The sequence below is a fragment of the Nitrospira sp. genome (genome assembly GCA_016715825.1).
Lineage (GTDB): Bacteria > Nitrospirota > Nitrospiria > Nitrospirales > Nitrospiraceae > Nitrospira_D.
In genome coordinates this window covers 20353-40383 of record JADJXO010000006.1, presented here as the reverse complement: position 1 = coordinate 40383, position 20031 = coordinate 20353, and the positions used below count along the sequence as shown (strand labels likewise).

General features: G+C 55.4%; 19 protein-coding genes. 13 read left to right on the top strand and 6 right to left on the bottom strand.

Translation table 11 applies throughout. The features are described from left to right. Window positions 1-36: 36 nt before the first annotated feature. A complete protein-coding gene (locus IPM58_13365; GenBank protein ID MBK9308041.1) occupies window positions 37-621 on the top strand; it encodes a polyisoprenoid-binding protein in 585 nt (194 codons plus the stop codon). Between the two features lie 50 nt (window positions 622-671). Beyond that, window positions 672-1670, top strand: a complete 999-nt coding sequence (locus IPM58_13360; protein MBK9308040.1) for a zinc-dependent alcohol dehydrogenase family protein — start codon at window positions 672-674, stop codon at window positions 1668-1670. A gap of 517 nt (window positions 1671-2187) precedes the next feature. On the opposite strand, the gene IPM58_13355 is transcribed toward IPM58_13360, so the two are convergent. From IPM58_13355 to IPM58_13345, 3 genes are all read right to left on the bottom strand, one after another. Then, window positions 2188-3189, bottom strand: a complete 1002-nt coding sequence (locus tag IPM58_13355) for a transposase (protein MBK9308039.1) — start codon at window positions 3187-3189, stop codon at window positions 2188-2190. Continuing rightward, window positions 3158-3649 (bottom strand): hypothetical protein, encoded by a 492-nt coding sequence (locus tag IPM58_13350; GenBank protein MBK9308038.1) that lies wholly within the window; start codon window positions 3647-3649, stop codon window positions 3158-3160. Before IPM58_13350 ends, IPM58_13355 begins: the two co-directional genes overlap by 32 nt. 586 nt (window positions 3650-4235) lie before the next feature. After that, window positions 4236-5075, bottom strand: coding sequence for a uroporphyrinogen-III synthase (locus tag IPM58_13345; GenBank protein ID MBK9308037.1), 840 nt, complete (start codon window positions 5073-5075; stop codon window positions 4236-4238). Between the two features lie 122 nt (window positions 5076-5197). On the opposite strand from IPM58_13345, the gene IPM58_13340 reads away from it, so the two are divergent. From IPM58_13340 to IPM58_13330, 3 genes are all read left to right on the top strand, one after another. Next, window positions 5198-5635, top strand: a complete 438-nt coding sequence (locus IPM58_13340; GenBank protein ID MBK9308036.1) for a VOC family protein — start codon at window positions 5198-5200, stop codon at window positions 5633-5635. 155 nt (window positions 5636-5790) lie between these two features. After that, a complete protein-coding gene (locus IPM58_13335) occupies window positions 5791-7263 on the top strand; it encodes an MBL fold metallo-hydrolase (protein ID MBK9308035.1) in 1473 nt (490 codons plus the stop codon). Between the two features lie 27 nt (window positions 7264-7290). Continuing rightward, window positions 7291-8313 (top strand): NAD-dependent epimerase, encoded by a 1023-nt coding sequence (locus tag IPM58_13330; protein MBK9308034.1) that lies wholly within the window; start codon window positions 7291-7293, stop codon window positions 8311-8313. A 16-nt stretch (window positions 8314-8329) separates the two neighbouring features. On the opposite strand, the gene IPM58_13325 is transcribed toward IPM58_13330, so the two are convergent. Continuing rightward, window positions 8330-8893 (bottom strand): hypothetical protein, encoded by a 564-nt coding sequence (locus IPM58_13325; protein ID MBK9308033.1) that lies wholly within the window; start codon window positions 8891-8893, stop codon window positions 8330-8332. 425 nt (window positions 8894-9318) lie between these two features. Between IPM58_13325 and IPM58_13320 the strand changes: the two genes are divergently transcribed. Further along, window positions 9319-11331, top strand: coding sequence for a cation:proton antiporter (locus IPM58_13320; protein MBK9308032.1), 2013 nt, complete (start codon window positions 9319-9321; stop codon window positions 11329-11331). Between the two features lie 40 nt (window positions 11332-11371). On the opposite strand, the gene IPM58_13315 is transcribed toward IPM58_13320, so the two are convergent. Next, a complete protein-coding gene (locus tag IPM58_13315) occupies window positions 11372-12454 on the bottom strand; it encodes a Rieske 2Fe-2S domain-containing protein (GenBank protein MBK9308031.1) in 1083 nt (360 codons plus the stop codon). Between the two features lie 198 nt (window positions 12455-12652). Between IPM58_13315 and IPM58_13310 the strand changes: the two genes are divergently transcribed. From IPM58_13310 to IPM58_13290, 5 genes are all read left to right on the top strand, one after another. After that, window positions 12653-13183: a DsrE/DsrF/DrsH-like family protein gene (locus IPM58_13310; protein MBK9308030.1), complete on the top strand. Its 531-nt coding sequence runs from the start codon at window positions 12653-12655 to the stop codon at window positions 13181-13183. A gap of 27 nt (window positions 13184-13210) precedes the next feature. Continuing rightward, window positions 13211-13456 (top strand): sulfurtransferase TusA family protein, encoded by a 246-nt coding sequence (locus IPM58_13305; GenBank protein MBK9308029.1) that lies wholly within the window; start codon window positions 13211-13213, stop codon window positions 13454-13456. Between the two features lie 88 nt (window positions 13457-13544). Beyond that, on the top strand, window positions 13545-15011 hold the full coding sequence (gene ftcD, locus IPM58_13300) for a glutamate formimidoyltransferase (GenBank protein ID MBK9308028.1): 1467 nt from the start codon (window positions 13545-13547) through the stop codon (window positions 15009-15011). A 72-nt stretch (window positions 15012-15083) separates the two neighbouring features. Continuing rightward, a complete protein-coding gene (locus IPM58_13295) occupies window positions 15084-15278 on the top strand; it encodes a 30S ribosomal protein S21 (protein MBK9308027.1) in 195 nt (64 codons plus the stop codon). A 63-nt stretch (window positions 15279-15341) separates the two neighbouring features. Continuing rightward, window positions 15342-16001, top strand: coding sequence for an endonuclease III (locus IPM58_13290; protein ID MBK9308026.1), 660 nt, complete (start codon window positions 15342-15344; stop codon window positions 15999-16001). Between the two features lie 77 nt (window positions 16002-16078). Here IPM58_13290 and IPM58_13285 read toward each other — a convergent pair whose 3' ends face one another. Next, on the bottom strand, window positions 16079-16498 hold the full coding sequence (locus IPM58_13285) for a DsrE family protein (protein MBK9308025.1): 420 nt from the start codon (window positions 16496-16498) through the stop codon (window positions 16079-16081). Window positions 16499-16828: 330 nt separating this feature from the next. Between IPM58_13285 and IPM58_13280 the strand changes: the two genes are divergently transcribed. After that, on the top strand, window positions 16829-17260 hold the full coding sequence (locus IPM58_13280) for a hypothetical protein (GenBank protein ID MBK9308024.1): 432 nt from the start codon (window positions 16829-16831) through the stop codon (window positions 17258-17260). A 92-nt stretch (window positions 17261-17352) separates the two neighbouring features. After that, a complete protein-coding gene (gene polA, locus IPM58_13275) occupies window positions 17353-20007 on the top strand; it encodes a DNA polymerase I (protein MBK9308023.1) in 2655 nt (884 codons plus the stop codon). Window positions 20008-20031 lie beyond the last annotated feature (24 nt).

Here is a 20031-nt window from a genome sequence, read left to right as displayed (position 1 = left end):
ATAGAGACGCGGTTCAGATCGCGTTGGACAGCGGGCATGGTGATGGTGAGTCTCCTCGCATTGTTCCCCATCGCAGCCGGAGCCGAAACAGCTCACTGGACCATCGATCGGGATCACTCGGCGATCGAGTTTCGCGTCGCCCATATGGTGGTGTCCAAAACATCGGGGCGATTCACCGACTACCAGGGATTCGTTGAGATGGAGGCGGACGCCAAGACATTGAAGTCGATCGAGGCCACGATCAAAGCAGGATCCATCGACACCAATCATGACAAACGCGATGCGCATCTACGCAATGCCGATTTCTTGGATGTCGAACAGTTTCCAACTATCACGTACAAAATGTCGCAGTACCAGAAGCAAGGGGGCACCTACACAATCATCGGCGACCTCACCCTGCGCGGAGTGACCAAACAGGTCACGCTCAGTGCGACGTTCAACGGTGTCACCAAGGATCCCTGGGGTAACACGAGAGCCGGTTTCAGCGCCGATGGCACCCTCAACCGCAAGGATTTTGGCATGGTGTGGAACAAAGTCCTCGATAGCGGCGGGCTTGTCGTCGGAGATGAGGTCCACATCCACTTGGACATCGAGTGCATTAAGGCTAAGAACGCCTCGTAGCCCACAGAAGCGCCACGCTGAAACAGCCGCACCACGCAAGGTGTTCATCGATGAAGGCGATGGTCCTCGACAAGGCAGGCGCTGTCTCCAGCCATCCCTTACACCTTCGAGATCTGCCCATTCCAACGCCACAACCTTATCGGGTCCTCGTGAGGATCCACGTTTGTGGCGTCTGTCGCACAGATCTCCATGTGGTGGAAGGAGAACTGCCTGAACCTTCGCTGCCGCTGATCCCGGGGCATCAGGCTGTCGGCACGGTGGTACAAGTCGGCCCCGAGGTTTCAGAGATCAAGGAAGGGGATCGCGTAGGGATCGCGTGGCTACAAGGCACATGTGGGCAATGCGAGTTCTGCACGAGTGAACGGGAAAATCTCTGTTTGAACGCAAAGTTCACCGGCTATCAGGTCAACGGCGGGTATGCCGAATATGCCGTCGTGCCCGCGCGATTCGCCTACCCTATCCCATCGATCTTTTTAGATGATGAAGCCGCGCCCTTACTCTGTGCGGGAATCATCGGCTATCGAGCTTTACGATTGAGCAACATCAGGCCCGGTCAGCGCCTCGGGTTGTATGGCTTCGGCGCATCGGCTCACATCGCCATCCAGATCGCACGCCATTGGGGCTGTCAGGTGTATGTCAGTTCGCTCAAACAAGAACATCAAGAATTGGCCAGACAATTGGGAGCGGTCTGGGTCGGCGGGGCAACTGAGATGCCACCCGATAAACTGCATGGGTCGATTATTTTTGCTCCAGCCGGTGAGCTCGTCCCTCCTGCATTACGCGCCCTTGGCCGAGGAGGCACCTTAGCCTTAGCCGGCATCCACATGTCGCCGATTCCTTCGCTAAACTATGATCGAGATGTGTTCGGCGAGCGCGTCATTCGTAGCGTAACCGCCAATACGAGGCAAGACGGGATCGATCTACTCCGCGAAGCCGCGGCCATTCCCATCAAACCCCATACGGTCCGCTTTCCTCTTGAAGAAGCAAATCGCGCACTGCAGGAACTAAAAGCGGGGAGCTTTCAAGGCGCAGCGGTGCTGATGATGTGAATCAGGGTGTGCAAGAACTGACCGGCCGTCGCACCTGCCTTCAGTTTGCTTTTGCTTTATGCGGCTGTGAATTTACATCCCATCCCATGAGAAAACGGGGAAGCTCATGGCAAGATTGATCCCGATTTCAGGCGACGGGAACAAAATTGTGTAGAGAAAATTTTACTCGCAGCACAAACTCTGCTATATCACACATACACAATCACCATTTTTTAGAGTCGAAAGGGGGTGGAGTGCTCATGGCAACGAAGAAAGCAGCGAAGAAGCCGGCCAAAAAGGCGGTGGCCAAGAAACCGGCCAAGAAGAAAAAGTAGCAGTTGATCCATGAGGAGGCGTCGTCAAGGTCGCCTCCTCACCATTCCGCATCTTCGATCTTCCTCATCCCCGCACCACATCGTACGAGTCGCTGTCAGAACGAACACTTCTTCGGCAACGCGTCTGAGAGACTTGCCTCAGACAGAACTCACAACTACCGACGAGAGCTTCCACTGAGCCCGGATTCCGCAGTAGAGATGAGTTAGGGTGACGCCCCGGCCCTCTGGCGCACCGGCCTAACGGTGGGTCCGGTCGCATTCGGGGCGCGAGTGGAAGCCTGATCCACGTCATCAGCTTCGCTCAGCTCCCACTCCAACTGCGCCGCAATCGGCAACCCCTCCGAAAGCGTCCGGAGCCGTTCGAGAAACTCGGCCCGCTCCTCTGGAGGCACGGCGAATCGGACCCGCAGTCGTCGAGCGTGGGGAATCAGATCGGCTCCGACCAGAAAGACCAGATCCCGTATCGCCCGCAGCCGCCGTTCAAACCAACACACGGGCAGGACCGTCTCCCGAAACCCCATCAGCAAGTTGTAGAGGACGCAGCCCGTTCGGAAGGCGGCATCGGTGGCGTCAAACGACTGGAGACAGAAGGTGTCCAGGCTCAGATCCTCTTTCAGCTCCTTGATCCGATTCTCACTGTCTGCCCGTCCCGCGTACATCCGGGTGACCAGTTCGGCGGCAAACGGCACACTGGTGACCAAGACGCGATCGGTGTAGCCCGGACACTCGATCAGCCGCCGTCCGCTGGCGTCGGGCCGCTCTGTCAGAGTCTGGCGTAAACAGACGAACCGCCGCGCCTGCCCGTGCCACGCTGGCAAGGAGACCATTCTGTCGGCAACGGCGACCCCTCGGGCGACCGATCGCCAGTCGGCCTCTGGCATGCGATGGAGCACCAGTTTCCGCACGAGTGGGGTGAGCCGTGCCACGATGATGTACGGCAACTCCCGCGCGTCCAAGCCCGCCAGGAATGCCGTCACAAAGAACCCCGAGTCCGCTCGCACGAGGCCGATCTGATGCCCCGGCGGCAGCATCGTCAACGCTTGCGCGAGAAATTCTCGCACGCCGTTAGCCGTCCCCGCATTTCCCGCCCGCAAGGTCGCCCACAAGAGCCGCCGCCGTTCACTCAACCACGCCACCAACGGGTGATGGGAAGGCCGCCCATGTTTGATCGGATTATGTCCGATGCGACTCCCCTCGTGTACCATCGCGACAGAACACGGGGGAATCCAGATCGAGCGTATGGCCCAGCAGCGCCGGCCGCAGGCGCGGCAACGACAATCTCATCAGGGCCTCCGACACGTCGGTCGTGTGGCGATCGGTGAACCGCCCGAAGCACCGCCGTACCGTATCGGGGGAGGGAAACCGCGGCAGCCCCAGCAGCCGGGACAGCAACGGATCGCGCCGATACCGAGTCATGTGCTCGAACCGTTCGGCGCCCAAGGCAAGCCCATACCACCAGGCCAGGAACACGTCCACGGCAGGAATCTGATTGTTGGAGGACTTCGTGAACGGGACGAGCCACGGAGTCATTGTCGCGCGCAGCCCGATGAGCTCGAAGTACAGCCGAAGCAGAATCGCCCCGGCCCAGACCGTGATCGGATGGTCCGTACATGTGAAGCGAATCTTCGGATAGAGCGGTGACGCGAGAGCCTGACGGGGGCGCATGCCAAACCTCCTATCCCTACAGGAGAATTTGGCCACCTACGCTACATCAAAACCAATCAACTGCGGAATCCGGGATCATTGACCAGCCCTCCAGCGGGATAGAATCGGCAAAGGTGCTCAGATACAACCGGATCCACCGAGCAGAGGTACCCATACGATGAGGCGTTCAGAAAACGATGACGGAACGACCGGTAGGCTGAGCTCACCACAAGCAAGCAGCGGGCGGAAAAAGAAAGGGGAGGCGATCACCACATCACCTCCCCCAGTTCCTTCGCACCAGGAGAGACTCCATGGCGTAAAGAAAGCAGCAGCTGAATCCTAGCATGAACATCCCCCGAGAAAACAGAATAAATAAATTAATACAATCAACAGCTTGTGAGACTCTCGCCTGGGATGCGAACGGGAAGGGTCCCAGGCGAGGCAAATCACTGAGCGATCCCGGTGCCCGGTTGAGGGGCAAGAACCGGACGTTGGTTATACCCCAGGCTCTAGACATCCAGTAACACCTCCACCTACCCGGTCGTGGGATACACGGAAACATTCCCTGACAAGGTTCTGAACACCTCACAGCATCTGGCTGGAATACTTATGCAAACCTTGATCGCTTTCTGTTGAGTATGCTCGCGACCTGACCTGTCACTTCTTTCACCAAGATTCCCATCTTGGGGTGCGACGGTTCAAAGTCAACCGGCCAGTCGTGGTGCCGCAGCCGTTCGCTTGCGGTTGGACCAATCGAGGCAACGACTATCTTCTTCAATGCCGTACGAAAAGCCTCCTGCTGCTCATTTTGTGCCAACACATGCATGACGTGGTCCACCTGAGCCGCATTGGTGATCAGAATCACACCAACACGCCCCGCTGTGATCTGGTCGAGCATAGAGCGTATCGAACTCAGGTCTTCTGGGAGAGCCCATTTGTAGATGGAAACCGGAAACACGTCCGCGCCTCGTTGCTCCAATGCGTGCACGAGGTCTGGGTTAGAGACTCCGTATTCCTGCACAGCAACTCGCAGACCTGTCACAGGCCGATGTTGATCCAGCACAGCAATCACCTCTGTCCAGGTATTAGGCTCCGGCGCCGTGAGCGTCGCGTGAAGACCGATAGCTTTGAGAGCTGCAATCGACTTGGGACCACGTGCCACGATGGTCGTCTGTTGGAGAGCAGTTATGACTGATGACCAGGAGAAGCGCGTCTTGAGCAAATCGACCAATGTTGTTGTACCCACACCGGTCAGGAGAATCAGCAAGTCGACGCGGCCGGCCAGGAGCCGTACGCCGAACTCGTGTACGACCGGATTGTCTTGGAGCGGGACTTCCCGCAGAACCGGAGCAACCAGTGGCCGCCCGCCGTAGCGTTCGATCAGACGGGTGATCTCGGTGGCCATCCGGCTTTCGAACGCAGCTATTGTCATTCCCTTGAACGCCATGAGCATTGTGATCGTACCAGAGCCGTCGCGCACAACCGTTTCAGCGGATTTTTCATTGACGGCTTAGCAGTTATCTCCCTACTATACAGACTTCTCTTTGACTACTCACTCGTTGTACAGACATGACCACACCACTCCACCGAGGCCTTCGCCACCTAGCACTGCGTGTGATCGACCTCCCTTGCTCGCGCCGATTTTATGAGGAGCTCCTCGGCTTTCGGCCTATATGGGAACCGGATCCGGACAATGTGTATTTCAGCTCTGGGAATGACAACTTGGCCCTTCATCAGATCTCCAAGAGCGAACAAGCCTCCTACGATCCCTCGAAGACCCAACTGCTTGATCATCTCGGAGTGATCTGCGAGAACCCAAAGGCAGTCGATCAGATGTATCAGAGCATCGCGCCCAGGATTGAGGCAATGGGCGGACGCATCGCCAAGGAACCGAAGCAGCACCGTGACGGCAGTTATTCATTCTATTTTTCCGACCCCGACGGCAACCTAATCCAAGCCTTGTATGAACCGACAATCAGCGCGCTACGGTTCGCCGCCAACCCATAAGCCCGATGTGGACCGCTATCCCGCACAACCACTACGTAAGTCTCGTCCCCTGGTGTTGGGTCCAATTGGAGAGTGCGGCGCCTCCTGGCCCATTCCCGTTCATCGGTGGCGTCGCCCCTGAAGTCGTTGCCAGCCTCCAGGAGGCCCATAGCCTTATGGCAAGTGCCATCGATACGGCAATCAGCGATGTCTTCTCAAAGCGGGCGCCGCTCGATGATCCTGATCGCAGACAGCGGCTGGAAGATGCCTACGCTGAACTGGTCAATGCGCGTCTCTATCTTAAACAGCACATTCACTGCGGTCGACGGCCAGAGGGGACGTTCCGTTGGGATTACCCGATCGATCCAACCAAATCGGCAACCGTCACCAATGGTGGCCTTCGCATTTTCCATGCGGTCAACCGTCAAGCGCTCCCAATGGGCTTCAATGACCGTCGCCTCGGTCCATCTGTGGGCAAGTTGCTCGGCCTGCTCGACGGCACGCATACGGCTGATGCGCTACGATCCTCCGTCGCCGCCATGCCTCGCGACGCGCAAGGCCTGCTCATGAAATTACTCGAAACGCTGCAGCAGTATGGGTGCCTGGCCACTTCGCCTTCAGCTTCGGTCCATCGACATTGGTTCGAGGCCGTCCAAGATCAGGACACAGTCCATCTGGGACATGCTGCCTTGCTCTATCGACAACGAGAGTCTCTTTTCTTGTTCGATCCATGGCTGCTGCCCTGGTTTGCCGAATCACCGTTGCCGTCGCTCTGGGGTCGGCTGTTACCGAAGCCTGCCGCCGTATTTCTCACTCACGATCACGACGATCACGTCGATCCTCGCACCTTGCTCCATTTACCTAAAGACACCCCAATCATTATTCCCAGTCGACGAAACCGAAAACAGTTGTACTTTGATTATCGAGCCCTACTCACAGAATTGGGGTTTGATCAAGTCGTCGAGCTGGCCCATGGCGAAAGTTGGGCATTTGAAGGTGGCGCAGTCGTCTCGGTCCCGTTCTATGGAGAAGACCCTTGCGACTTAGAAATGCCGAGAAATTGCTACCTAATTTCTGACCGTGGGCACAATGTCCTCGTTCATGCCGACAGCGGTCCGACGAACAACGGACGATCGGCGATCAAGGACAATGTCATTCATCGACTCGTTGAACAGTATGGAGCGATTTCCCTCGTACTCGCCTCGCAGCAGCAACTGCTCGAAATCAGAAGCCATGCTGCCCACGCACCGCTGTCTCACCCCGGAACATGGTTGGATGTCGGCGAGAACGGCTATCTTACCAACGCCTACCTTGCCGAACTCTGTGCCGCCGCCCATGCGCGATTGTTTGTTTCCTATGCGACTGGAGGCGCGGACTGGTATCCGGATCACCTGTCCTTCATGTTCAGCCACCGCAATCCTGCCCGAACCGCACTCCTGACGTCTCACTGGGAAGATCCCCAGAAATTGAAAGGCCTTCTTGATTCTCAAGAATGTCGCTATCATCGTGCCCATGTCCTCGATCTCTATCGAGTAACGAGTCAAGGCGAGATTCACGTCATCTCATCGGCTGATGCCCTCGCTCCAATAAATTTGTATTGTCTCGACCATGGCCACCCGCCATTCATGAAGCATGAAAAACAGCACTAAGTATTCATTTTTGCAGGAGAATCGCACATGAGCAACCAACAGCCAACTATTCTGGTCACGGGAGCCGCCGGATTCATAGGATTTCACGTGGCCACTCGTCTGCTGGATAGGGGCGAACACGTCATCGGTCTCGATAACATCAACGATTACTACGACGTCCGGTTAAAAGAAGCTCGCCTCGCACAATTGACAGCACGTGAGCGATTCAGCTTCGTCAAGCTGGATCTCGCTGACCGACAGGGCATGCGCGACCTCTTCGCGGATAAAACGATACGACGAGTCGTGCATCTCGCCGCTCAAGCCGGTGTGCGCTATTCACTCGTGAACCCTCACGCCTACACCGAGAGCAACATCGAAGGGTTTATGAATATTCTCGAAGGCTGTCGACACGCTGGGATCGACCACCTCGTCTACGCGTCCTCCAGCTCCGTGTATGGTGGCAACACTCACATGCCGTTTTCTATTCATGATAACGTCGACCACCCGGTGTCGCTCTATGCCGCCAGTAAGAAAGCCAACGAGCTGATGGCGCACTGTTATGCCCATCTCTATCGACTGCCCTGCACCGGTCTTCGATTTTTTACCGTCTATGGTCCTTGGGGCCGGCCCGATATGGCCCTCTTCATCTTTACCAAAGCGATCGTGGAAGGTAGACCGATTGATGTGTTCAACCAAGGGAAGATGCAACGCGATTTTACCTATGTGGACGACATCGTCGATGGTGTCATCCGGACGCTTGATCATCCGGCAACGGCCAACGCAGCATGGTCAGGAGAGAAGCCGGATCCAGGAACGAGCTCGGCTCCCGCCAGAATCTACAATATCGGTAATCACCGGCCTGTTGAACTGCTGCACTTCATCGAAGTGCTGGAGAAGGCATTGGGGAAGAAAGCTGACAAGAGGCTGTTGCCGTTGCAACCGGGAGACGTTCCAGCGACGTACGCCGATATCGACGATCTCACCACCGATGTCGGCTTCAAACCGACCACCCCGATCGAAGTGGGAATTCCTCGATTTGTGCAGTGGTACCGGGAGTTCTATCGAACCTGACGCAGCCAATCGGCGCTTAATAGCATCCGATTGGCACAAATCCCGTCCCGAACAGTCTCGACAAGGCAATATAGCGGGCATTATCGTAAAATGAGTAGCTTGGTCCACGCTGATTGCGCCCGGTAATATCTCCCCCATAGGACGGATCAGACCCAAAGAAAAATCCTCCTCGCGTCCTCTGCACCAGATGCATCCATTCTGAATAGAGTGCACAGACTTCCTGCTGAACGGAGCCGGACGATGCAATGCCTGCATGCCAGTCCCTCGCCCAGTCCGGCACCTGATGTACAATCATCTCAGACGAATGATCCTGGCGGGGGGACACCCCATAGTGGGCTGCGCCGGTGGTCAGAGTTCGTGGAGCAGTGGGCATATTCTCCAAACCGGGCACGACGGAAATCGGCTTGAGTATCAACACAGAACACCCATCTTTCTCTCTGTTGGTATACAGATAGCTACCGTCTGTTTGTTGACACTCCCAGGTCGTCGCGCTTCCGGAAGTCGAATCATCAAAGGCCGCGGCCCCAGAGGCAACTGCGAGGATTACTGCCGAGAGACACAATGTATGGTTCAGTCGCATGTGGCACCTCCAGATCCCGAAGCACACGCCGTGGTTGCCTAGTCTATGGTGCCCCTACCCTACGGAATGCCCTCTTTTTTCGTCTATGCCTCTTTGGAGGGGGGAAACTCAGGCTGGAGCGTCCTTTCAGGAACCGCACACACTGAAATTGCATCCGTCCCGTCTATTGTCTTCTATGCCGACTGATCCCTTGTTCTTGCCAACGGAACAGGGTCGAGATTATTAGAAGGACTCCCCTCTCTTCACACGCATTTCACACCCATATATCCAGCTTTGCCTTGTCCCGCATGGCGCGCTCAGGTATCCTGCGTATCACTTCCGTGATAGCTGATTGGTCGTGAGCATAGTCCGGCTGGAGCGATACTTCAGCAGAACCATCAATTGACAGAATCGTTGACTTACCACAGGTGAGATGAACCAGTAAGATGACCGACTATGGTGTCCTTGGAAATTTACTCCTCATTTACACGGTCTCGATCGCCGTGGTGTTCCTCTTCCACCAATTTCGGTTGCCTTCGATCGCCGGATTTCTCGTTGCAGGGGCGTTGGCCGGCCCACATGGACTGAACCTTATTTCCGATATCGAGACTGTGCAGGTCTTGGCGGAAATCGGGATCGTCTTGCTACTCTTCACGATCGGCATTGAATTTTCATTAAAACATCTGGCCTCGCTTCGCCGACTCCTCCTTATCGCGGCTCCGATTCAAGTCGGAGGCGTCATCGCCATTGCGCTGGCAGGAGGATTGTTGGCAGGCTTGCCGACACCACAGGCCATTTTCTGGGGGTTCCTCCTGTCACTCAGCAGCACCGCGATTGTGCTGAAAGCGCTGGCAGCCAGTGGTGACAGCGACTCACCCCATGGACGGGCTACGATCGGTATTCTTGTGTTCCAGGATTTAGCCGTGGTCCCCATGATCTTGCTCACACCCATTCTCGCCAGCCCCAGCGACGGTACGCTGAGCTCCGTGTTGTTCACGTTGGGCAAGTCCATCCTGGTCGTCGTTTGTATCGTCGCAGGCGCATGGTTCGCCGTTCCGAAACTCCTGGAACACATTGTTCGCAGCAGAAGCCGAGAACTGTTTCTTCTGACGGTGATCGTCATGTGCCTCGGGATCGCCTGGCTGACGTCACTCGGAGGACTGTCCCTGGCCCTCGGTGCCTTCATCGCCGGACTCGTGATTTCGGAGTCTGAGTACAGCCATCAGGCCATTGCCGAAGTCTTACCCTTTCGGGATAGTTTCAATAGCCTATTTTTCGTCTCCATCGGGATCCTGATGGATTGGCGCATCTTGCTTGAATACCCTATGGTGGTCATCGGCCTCTTAATTTTCGTCCTTCTTGTGAAGTTCGTAACCGGGGCGGCAGCTGTGCTGGCCGTATCCATGCCACCTCGCTCCGCCGTGATGACCGGAATCGCTCTGGCACAGGTGGGAGAGTTCAGCTTCATCCTGGCGCAAGTGGGACAAGACGACAATCTCCTCTCAGGGGCACCCTATCAGATTTTTCTGGCTGTTTCGGTCTGCTCAATGATTATCACGCCGTTCCTCATGCAACTGTCGCCGCATATCGGTCGCCGGGTCGAGGCCATCCAGCGACTTCGTCACTGGTTTCCCAGACAGACCGCGGCCCATGTATTGGAAACGGAAGGGCGGCATCTCCGGATCAAGGACCATGTCATCATTGTGGGATACGGATTAAACGGGCGGAATCTGGCTCGAGTATTGGGCGAGACGGAAGTCCCTTATATTGCATTGGATTTGGACGGGGATACTGTCCGCCGAGAAGCGGCACACGGACTCCCACTGTACTATGGAGATGCCACAAACCCCAATGTCTTACGGCACGTGAAGATCGAAAATGCGCGGGTACTGGTCGTCGCGATTTCCGACCCCTTCATGGCTCGCCGGGCCGTACAAGTCGCCCGAAGCTTGAACCCCAAGATTCATATCGTCGTGCGAACCCGCTACTTGCGCGAGTTGGAAGAACTCCACCAACTGGGAGCCGATGATGTGGTACCTGAAGAATTTGAGACATCCATCGAGATCTTCGCGCTCGTGTTGCGTACCTACAACATGCCGCAAGACTTCGTCATGCGGAAGGCCGAGCAGGTCCGTCGAGAGGGGTACGCCCTCCTCCGACGAAGCGAACTGCCCGAGCTGGCACACCACCTTCGCGGTGGCACTCTGGCTGATGTGGAAGTAGAAACCTGTAGGATCGAGGAACATTCCCCGGCGGTCGGCCAGACACTGCTCCAACTCGCGCTACGTCCGAAAACCGGTGCCTCCATCATTGCGTTGACCAGAGGCGGGGTCACCGAATCTAATCCATCGGACAAAACAAAACTCTTTGCAGGCGATATCGTGGTGCTGCTCGGATCGCGCGATGAGATCCAGCGAGCAATGGGGTTTATCCTAGCCAGTGAACCGGAAGGCGAGTAGGTCCCTGCCGTGATGAGGATGTTTCAACGAGCCAAATGGTTCAGCTACGCCAGCGAAGCGTCACTCGTTCTTTGAGGGGATGTTCGAAGGGTCGTCCCGTCTGTACCGACTCAAGATGGGCAGCCTTGAGCTTGTAGTACCATTTGGCAGGCATGTCGGCATCGCCAAGGAACATTGACGAGGGCTTGTGACGGAGGCCCACCGCAAGGTGCTTCATCGCTCGTTCATCCTGCCCCAAAAATATTTTCGTCAACGTCCGAAAGATCAAATTTCCAAACGGCAACCAATGCAGGCCGCGCCAATAGGCTGAAAAATCGATCCGACACTCCATCTCTGACACAGGGGTTGCCATCAATCGATTGGCCAGCCACGCCGTTCCGCATTGCATGAACTCAATCCGTTGATTCGGCAGTACGAAATCGATGGTCGTGCTGAGCGGTCCTCCGTAGATCCGTTCGATCCAATGAAACGGACCGCTGTTCTTGGCAGGCCGATGAGCGGTCATCCGAAAACCGTTCGGAATCGGCTCAAAAATTTTGGTTTTCTCGTGCATTCGGGCATCACTGCGCCACCAGGAATGGACATAGGGACCATGGACGGGATCGATCAGGCCGATGATGCCGTCGTCAGCCGTGCAGGTGTAAGTCAACGAAATGTGAAAGGTTTGTCGAGGTTCAGAGGGAAACGGCATACGTGGAACCGGCGGTAAAGGATCGAGGTTTCCACGTTCATCGGCGAGATATAACCAAATCATCCCATCGGTTTCCTCCGCCGGATACGTGGCAATGCCGATCTTATCGGTCTTCAGAATGGGTTCATCTGGAAGAGCCGGAATGCGCTGACAACGCCCCTTTGTATCGAATTGCCAACCATGATAGGGGCATTCCACTCGCTCACCGTCGAATCGGCCGAACGACAAGGGCATCCCCCGGTGAGGACAGATATCACGCATGGCCGATAGAGTGCCGGTCCGATCACGGCACAGCAAGATCGGCACTCCCAACATCTGGAGTGCCTTCATCGTCCCCGAACACAAGGTATGACTCGGCATAGCCGGATACCAAAATCCAAAGAGGGGAGCACTCCTCGAAACCGTGCTTTCACTTGATGGCTGTTCGGTCATTCGCAAGGTAGGAGACCCTGTCGCTAGGCATCATGGCAATCGACACGACTATACTGGGGGTAACGGACTAGGTCAAGCAAGGGGCAAAGGACGCATAGTTATCCTGTTCCTTGACACCCCAAACAATCACATACTATTCTCTTTATGAAGAACATTCCGAGCCTTATCGGGGGCTCTGATCGATAGAGAGGTGACCTGATGATAGCGACTCAAATTGAGCCAACGGCGACGTTGGCACAACTACAGGAATCGAAGCCGGAGGGCGTCACGATCGTGTTACTGAGCGGTGATCTCGATCGCGCGATGGCCGCGTTTATTATCGCGACAGGTGCCGCCGCCATGGGCATGCGCGTGACGGTGTTTTTTACATTTTGGGGGCTGAATGCCATTCGGCGAAGAGGAGCAACCAGTTCCGCAAAAGATTGGCTCCGACGGATGTTTGGTCTGCTCAACAAAGGCGGTGCCGACACGCTCCCCCTATCCCGCTTCCATTTTGGGGGGATCGGCACCAAGATGATGCAGAAAGTCATGAAGCAAAATAGGATGCCGGGAGTTCCGGAGCTGATGCAGACCGCCCTTGATCTAGGTGTGCGATTTATCGCCTGTACCACGACGATGGGTCTCATGGGCATTACCAAAGATACACTGGTGGACGGCATCGATCAGTTCGCCGGCGTGACGACCTATTTGGCGGAAGCCAAGCAAGGCAGCGTCAACCTATTCATCTGAACCGTCAACTGAAGCGAGAGGACGTTGATGATGCAAGCCGATGTCAAACTTGATACCTTGGGTTACTTCTGTCCGATGCCAATCATCCTGACGTCCAAAAAAATAAAAGAGCTGGCCTTGGGGCAGGTCTTGGAAGTCGTCTCGGACGATGAGGGCATCAAGAAAGACATGCCAGCCTGGTGTGAGACCACTGGCCATCAAATGATGGGCTTGGAAGAGGAACAGGCGAAGTCGGGCCGGATCTACAAGGCTTTTGTTAAGAAAACCAAGTAGTCTGATCGTTCAAAGACTCGGAGAGCACGAAAGCCGGAAGGACGATGGTTAGTCCTCCGGCTTTTTCATGTGGACTCATGACGGTGACATGCAGCAACTCATCGAGTGCGTTCCCAACTTTAGTGAAGGCCGGAATCAAGCGACGATTCAGGCGCTGATCGATGCCGTGACATCGACCGCGGGCGTGGTACTGCTGGACCACTCAATGGACACGGATCACCATCGAGCCGTGTTGACGTTCTGCGGGCCCCCTGCGGTCATGGTCGAGGCCGCCTTTCGCGCGATTCAAGTCGCCACCGACCTGATTGATCTGCGTACCCATGGCGGCGTCCATCCTCGCATCGGAGCGACGGACGTGGTGCCGTTCATACCCATCAAAGACACAACGATGCAAGACTGCGCCCAGCTCGCCAAGCAACTGGGAGATCGAGTTGGACGCGAGCTCCAGATCCCGGTCTTCTTGTACGAGCGTGCGGCAGCTCACCCGAACCGTGCCCCACTGGAGGCCCTTCGACGCGGAGGACTCGAAGGCTTAGCCTTCCGCATGGCTTCTGATCCCGATTGGACGCCGGACTTCGGCCCAGCTCGACTTCATCAGAGTGCGGGAGCGATCGCGATCGGCGCACGCCTTCCCCTGATCGCCTATAATGTGAACCTTCACTCAACGGATATTGCTGCTGCTCGGTCGATCGCGAGGAATATTCGCCATTCAAGCGGAGGGTTACCTCATCTCAAGGCAATCGGAGTGGAATTACCCAGCCGTGGCATGGTCCAGATCGCGATGAATTTGACCGATTACCAGGTCACTCCGATCCACACCGCTCTTCAGTCGGTCAAAACCGAAGCCGCAAAGCATGGAATAGAGGTGGCTGGGAGCGAACTGATCGGCCTAGTACCCCAGGCGGCATTGGACCAAGCTGCAGCTACTTCGTTGGAGCTCAATCGATTCGATTCCGGTCAGGTACTCGAAACCCGGATAGCCGAAGCCTTGAAGAGTAGGAACGAGACGGACGAGACTGTATCGGACTTTCTCGCTGCAGTAGCAGAGGCCACGCCGTCACGAGCGGGTGGCAGTGTGACGGCGCTCGTTGGTGCTTTGGCGGCTTCTCTTGGAGTGATGGGAGCACGTCTTGGTCGCCACCTGGATACTGAACAACGCTTGCTTCTCTTGAGCCGACGACTTCATCAACTGGTTCAAGAAGATCGCGCGGCTTATGAAGGGTTAATGCATGCCTATAAAATCCCCAAGCAACACCCAGACCGTCCGATGGTGGTTTCAACAGCTCTCAATAAAGCTACAGAAGTGCCTCTAGAGATTGCAGAGCTCTCTTGTGAGGTGGGAAAGTCTATCCATTCCGCCCTTCCCTCATCAAAACCACCCGTTCAATCTGATCTTACGGTGGGTATGACGATGGCAATAGCGGCGGCTCATTCGTCGCTTCACACCGCCAAGGTCAACCTTAGATTGCAATCAAATCAATACCTTATCGATGAACTGCAGCCCAAGATCAAGCAATCAGAGCAAAACCTTGAGGAACTAAAAGGGTTATGTTAGACTCCGACGCCGAATTCGTGGAAACCCTAAGCAGCAGGCTGATCTGGCCTGAGAAAGTCGAAAGTCAAGCGAATGGAAATCAAGGTTTTTAACAATAACGTTGAAAAAGCCCTTAAGGTCGCGAAAAAGAAGTTGGCGGGAGAAGGGCTATTCCGCGAGCTCAAGCGCCGTCGTTTCTATGAGAAGCCCAGTGTCAGGAAGAAAGCCAAACAGCGTGAGGCACAGAGGCGTCGGCAAAAATGGCTTTCCAAGAGAAGACCTGACTAGCCCTATCCCGACCGTGTTCGTATCCCCCTCGGTTATCCTCCTTCTTGTTTTGATCCAAGTCTGATGCGCCGAGATGAAATCCACGAGGCGATCCGGCTTGTCAGGCAAGAGGTTCGCCGATGGCAAGAACCGGTCCTCGGCGTCGTCGCCAAGCAATCCAATCGAGATCCATTTCTGATCCTCATCTCCTGTCTCCTCAGTCTTCGCACTAAAGACAAGACTACTAGGGAAGCCAGTGATCGACTGTTTGCCCTGGCACACACACCGACATCAATGCTGAAGCTGCCCCTGAGAAAGATCGAACGGGCGATCTATCCGGTCGGATTCTACCGAACGAAGGCCAAATCAATTCATCAGATTTGCCATCAGCTGATCGATGAATACGGAGGCAGGGTGCCGGACTCCATCGACGAGTTGGTGACCCTCCCAGGAGTTGGGAGGAAGACCGCCAATCTGGTCGTCACCGTCGGATTTCAAAAGCCTGGAATTTGTGTCGATGTGCATGTCCATCGCATCAGTAACCGGTGGGGCTACATCAAAACGAAGACTCCGGAAGAATCGGAACAAGCCCTGAGGCGCAAGCTTCCCAAACAGTACTGGATCACCTACAACGACCTCCTCGTGCCCTATGGGCAAAACCTGTGCGTTCCAGTTTCGCCGCTCTGTAGCGGATGCAAGTTGAGCGGGCTGTGTGATCGAGTAGGAGTCATAAAAAGCCGTTAAACGTGAAACGTATTTCGTGAAGCGCCGTCCGAACGTCATCTCTTAACGAGGTAGGAGTGACGCTTCACGTACGACGTTCAGATGAACAGCTTCGTTTCTGCCTCGGCCGTCAGCGAAAGGATGGCCGGTAGCCCCATAACCTCATCGACATTCTTTTCGACCACGTCCGTGTCCACGCCCATATACTCCAACCCTGCACTGCAGGCGATGAGCCGAAGGTTTCCGACCTGCTTGGCATCCTGAAACATTTCAGAAATCTTCGGCACCTTCTTCTCTTTGAGCAGTCGAGTCACCTCCTCGGCTGATCCGGCATATTCCGGCGGGAAATCAATCTGATCGATCTTGCCTTCGGCGAGTTTTTTGATCGTCCAGAACAACAAGACAACGATCACGTCCTTGCCCATCGCCGCAGCCGTCATGCCAAGTGTCGCAACTTGGTGCAGCTTGTCGTACGTCGCATTGTGAGCAAAGATGACGAATTTCTGTGTGGTCGACATGTCTAGTTCTTCCGCGCCATGGTTTTCAGATTGAGATTATAGTCGGGAGCGGCCACATCGACTTCAGCAAGTATAGCGTCCCATACATTTCTTGGTTAACTCGTTCGTCCTGAGCTTGTCGAAGGGCGAACAACCGCAAGCTGTTCCGTTCATGGTTCGATAGGCTCACCATGAACGGAAGGTGAAGGAACGCATAGGACACTACACTAGAGACTCTTGTCTCCGCTACAGGCCCGATGATTATAGCGACCAGACCGAACTGCGTAAATACGAGACCTCGCATTTGCTTCGCCTTGAGGGGCGCGCAGGCCCATGCTAGGATGCCGCCCGATGGATTGGCTACTAACAACGGTTCAACAGTACGTCTCAACTGAAACGCTCGTGACCTTGACGGTGCTTTCGATCGTCTTTTTTGTCGGATCGCTGATCGCCATCCCGTTCATCCTCGTTCGGCTTCCAACAGATTTTTTCGACACTCGGGTTCCACGCCGCTGGATGGAAAATCACCACCCAGTACTTCGACTATTCGGTCACTTTGCAAAGAATGTGGTTGGAGCCATCTTTTTGTTCGCCGGATTCCTCATGTTATTCTTACCGGGCCAAGGCATTCTCACAATGTTGATCGGTGTAACCATGCTGGATTTCCCGGGCAAGCGAAGGTTAGAGGCGAGGATGATCGGCCAACCGGCGGTGCTGAACACCATCAACAATATGCGTCAGAAGTTCGGCAAGCCACCGCTCACAATTGCGCCACAACCGTGAACGTGCAAACTCCTTACTCTTCCCGATCACGCCTCAACAACCGTAAACGCCTGTTTCTGAACATTCACCAACTCTGAGGAAAGACTTCCTCCATGTCTGATGCAATAGAGTCAAGAAAAACCCTCTACCTGATCGACGGCAGCGCCTATATCTATCGCGCCTTCTTCGCCCTACCGGCCTTGAACAATTCAAAAGGCCTCCAAACCAACGCCGTCTACGGATTCCTGACGACCCTCCTCAAGATTATTCGCGAACACAAGCCGGACGGTCTTGCGGTCGCCTTTGACGAAAAAGGCCCAACAATCCGCCATGAGGAATTCAAGGAGTATAAGGCACAGCGTCCGCCGATGCCGGACGGTATGCAAGCGCAGATTCCGTACATTCATCAGGCAGTGGAGGCGCTGAACATTCCGGCCGTGAAGCAGGCTGGATATGAAGCGGACGATCTGATCGGCACGTTGGCCCGACAAGCAGAACACGCGGGCTACGATATCGTGATCGTGACGGGCGATAAGGACATGCTCCAACTTGTGACGCCCCACGTGCGCATCTATGATCCCGTGAAAGACAAATGGTCGGGCGAGTCGGAATGTATTGCCAAGTTCGGCGTCGAGCCTGGACGTGTAGTCGAAGTCATGGGACTGATGGGAGATGCCAGCGACAACATTCCCGGCGTAAAAGGAATCGGCGAGAAAACCGCGATAAAGCTGATTACGCAGTTCGGCACGATCGAGGAACTACTGCGTCGCCTCGACGAGGTCGCACCCGCTCGCATCAAGACGCTCCTTACTGATCAGACAGAAAATGCGCGGCTCAGCCGGAAACTCGCAACGATCGATACGGAGAGTCCTGTTCAATTTCATCCGGACTCTTACCGAATCCAACCACCACATGAACCGCACTTGACCGAGCTGCTGCGGGAGCTCGAATTCACGTCGCTGCTCAAGAGCCTCAAAGCATCGCCGACGCAATCGGACTCGAAGACACATGCCATCATCATCGAAGATGAAGCGACGGCACAACAATTTGTCAGTAGTTTATCGGAAAAGACGCCGCTCGGCGTGCACTGTTTGTTGGCCGGCCAACCAGGCGTTCACGCAGACGTGCTCGGCCTGGCCCTCTCCACCGAAGGCCAAACGGCCTTTATTCCGATCGATGTGCACACCTTCATGCGACCGATCCTCCCACTCCTCCACGAGACACACAGGACCAAAGTTGTGCACGATCTCAAAAGCACCCTGCTGGCCTTCCATCGAATCGGCGTCAACCTGGCCCCGCCCTACATGGACACGATGGTCGGGGACTATTTACTGAATCCGAATCGCCGTGACCATAGCCTTGAGACAATTGCAGTAGAACGGTTGGGGGAACGATTGAGCTCGCGAAGCCACGAGCAGGCCCGAACACGGTCGCTCTTCGAGGCTGATACCGGTTCACGTGAAACGGCAACAACTGCTGCAAGCACCTTGCCGAAGCTCAGCCCGATCCTGACAGAACAGTTACGAGATCAAGGGAGCTGGAAGCTGTTCACCGACGTTGAAATGCCGCTTGTGCCGATCTTGGCTGACATCGAGCGGAATGGATTCCTCCTGGATGTCGAAGGGCTCCACGGATTGAGCCAGGAACTCGAACGAGAACTCGATCGCATGATAGAGACCATCGCCGGAATCGCCGGCGGCGAGTTCAACATCAATTCACCCAAACAACTCGCGACGGTCCTCTTCGACAAACTCGGGTTGAAGCCCATCCGCAAGACAAAGACCGGGTACTCTACCGATGAAGATACCTTGACGCAACTCGCCACGCATCATGAGCTGCCCGCACAAATTCTCAATTACCGAAGTCTCAGCAAGCTCAAGTCGACCTACGTCGATGCCCTACCCGAACTCGTCAGACCTGAGACGAAACGGCTCCACACCTCCTTGAACCAGACCGTCGCCGCCACCGGACGCCTCTCATCCACCGATCCTAATCTCCAAAATATCCCTGTCAAAGGGGAGTATGGCCTGCGCATCCGAGAAGCGTTTATTGTCCCCAAGGGCCATGAACTCCTCTGCGCAGACTACAGCCAGATCGAGCCACGCATCCTTGCCCATCTTTCGCACGATCCCCGTTTGCTAGATGTGTTCACAAAAGGAGAGGATATCCACATGGCCACGGCTATGGAGATCTTCGGCCTCCCTTCCAATCAAATCACCAGAGATATGCGCCGTGCCGCCAAGACCGTGGTTTTTGGCATCGTCTACGGCATCAGTCCATTTGGCCTGTCACAGAACCTGAACGTCTCCCAGGCCGAGGCTAAGAAATATATCGACACCTTCTTCGAAAAATTTGCAGCGGTGCGAGCCCTCATGGATCAGAACATCGCCGAAGGCCGAGAGAAGGGCTACACCACGACCATCCTAGGCCGGCGACGGCCGATTCCTGAGCTACAAAGTGGCGATCCAGCACAACGTGGCTTCGGCGAACGCATGGCAGTGAACAGCCCCATTCAAGGTTCCGCCGCAGACCTCATTAAAGTAGCTATGATCAACGTGCACAGGAAACTCCACGAAGAGCTACCACGCGTGAAGATGATCCTCCAAGTTCACGACGAACTCATCTTCGAGGTACCAGACCATGACCTGGAGGAAGCAACACGGCTGGTGAAGGAGGAAATGGAAGGTGTCGGTACACGATTAGGCTTGTCCGTGCCGCTTAAAGTTGACTTAGGCATCGGGAAGAACTGGCGAGTTGCGCATCCTTGATCCACAACCTAGATGAGGTGACCT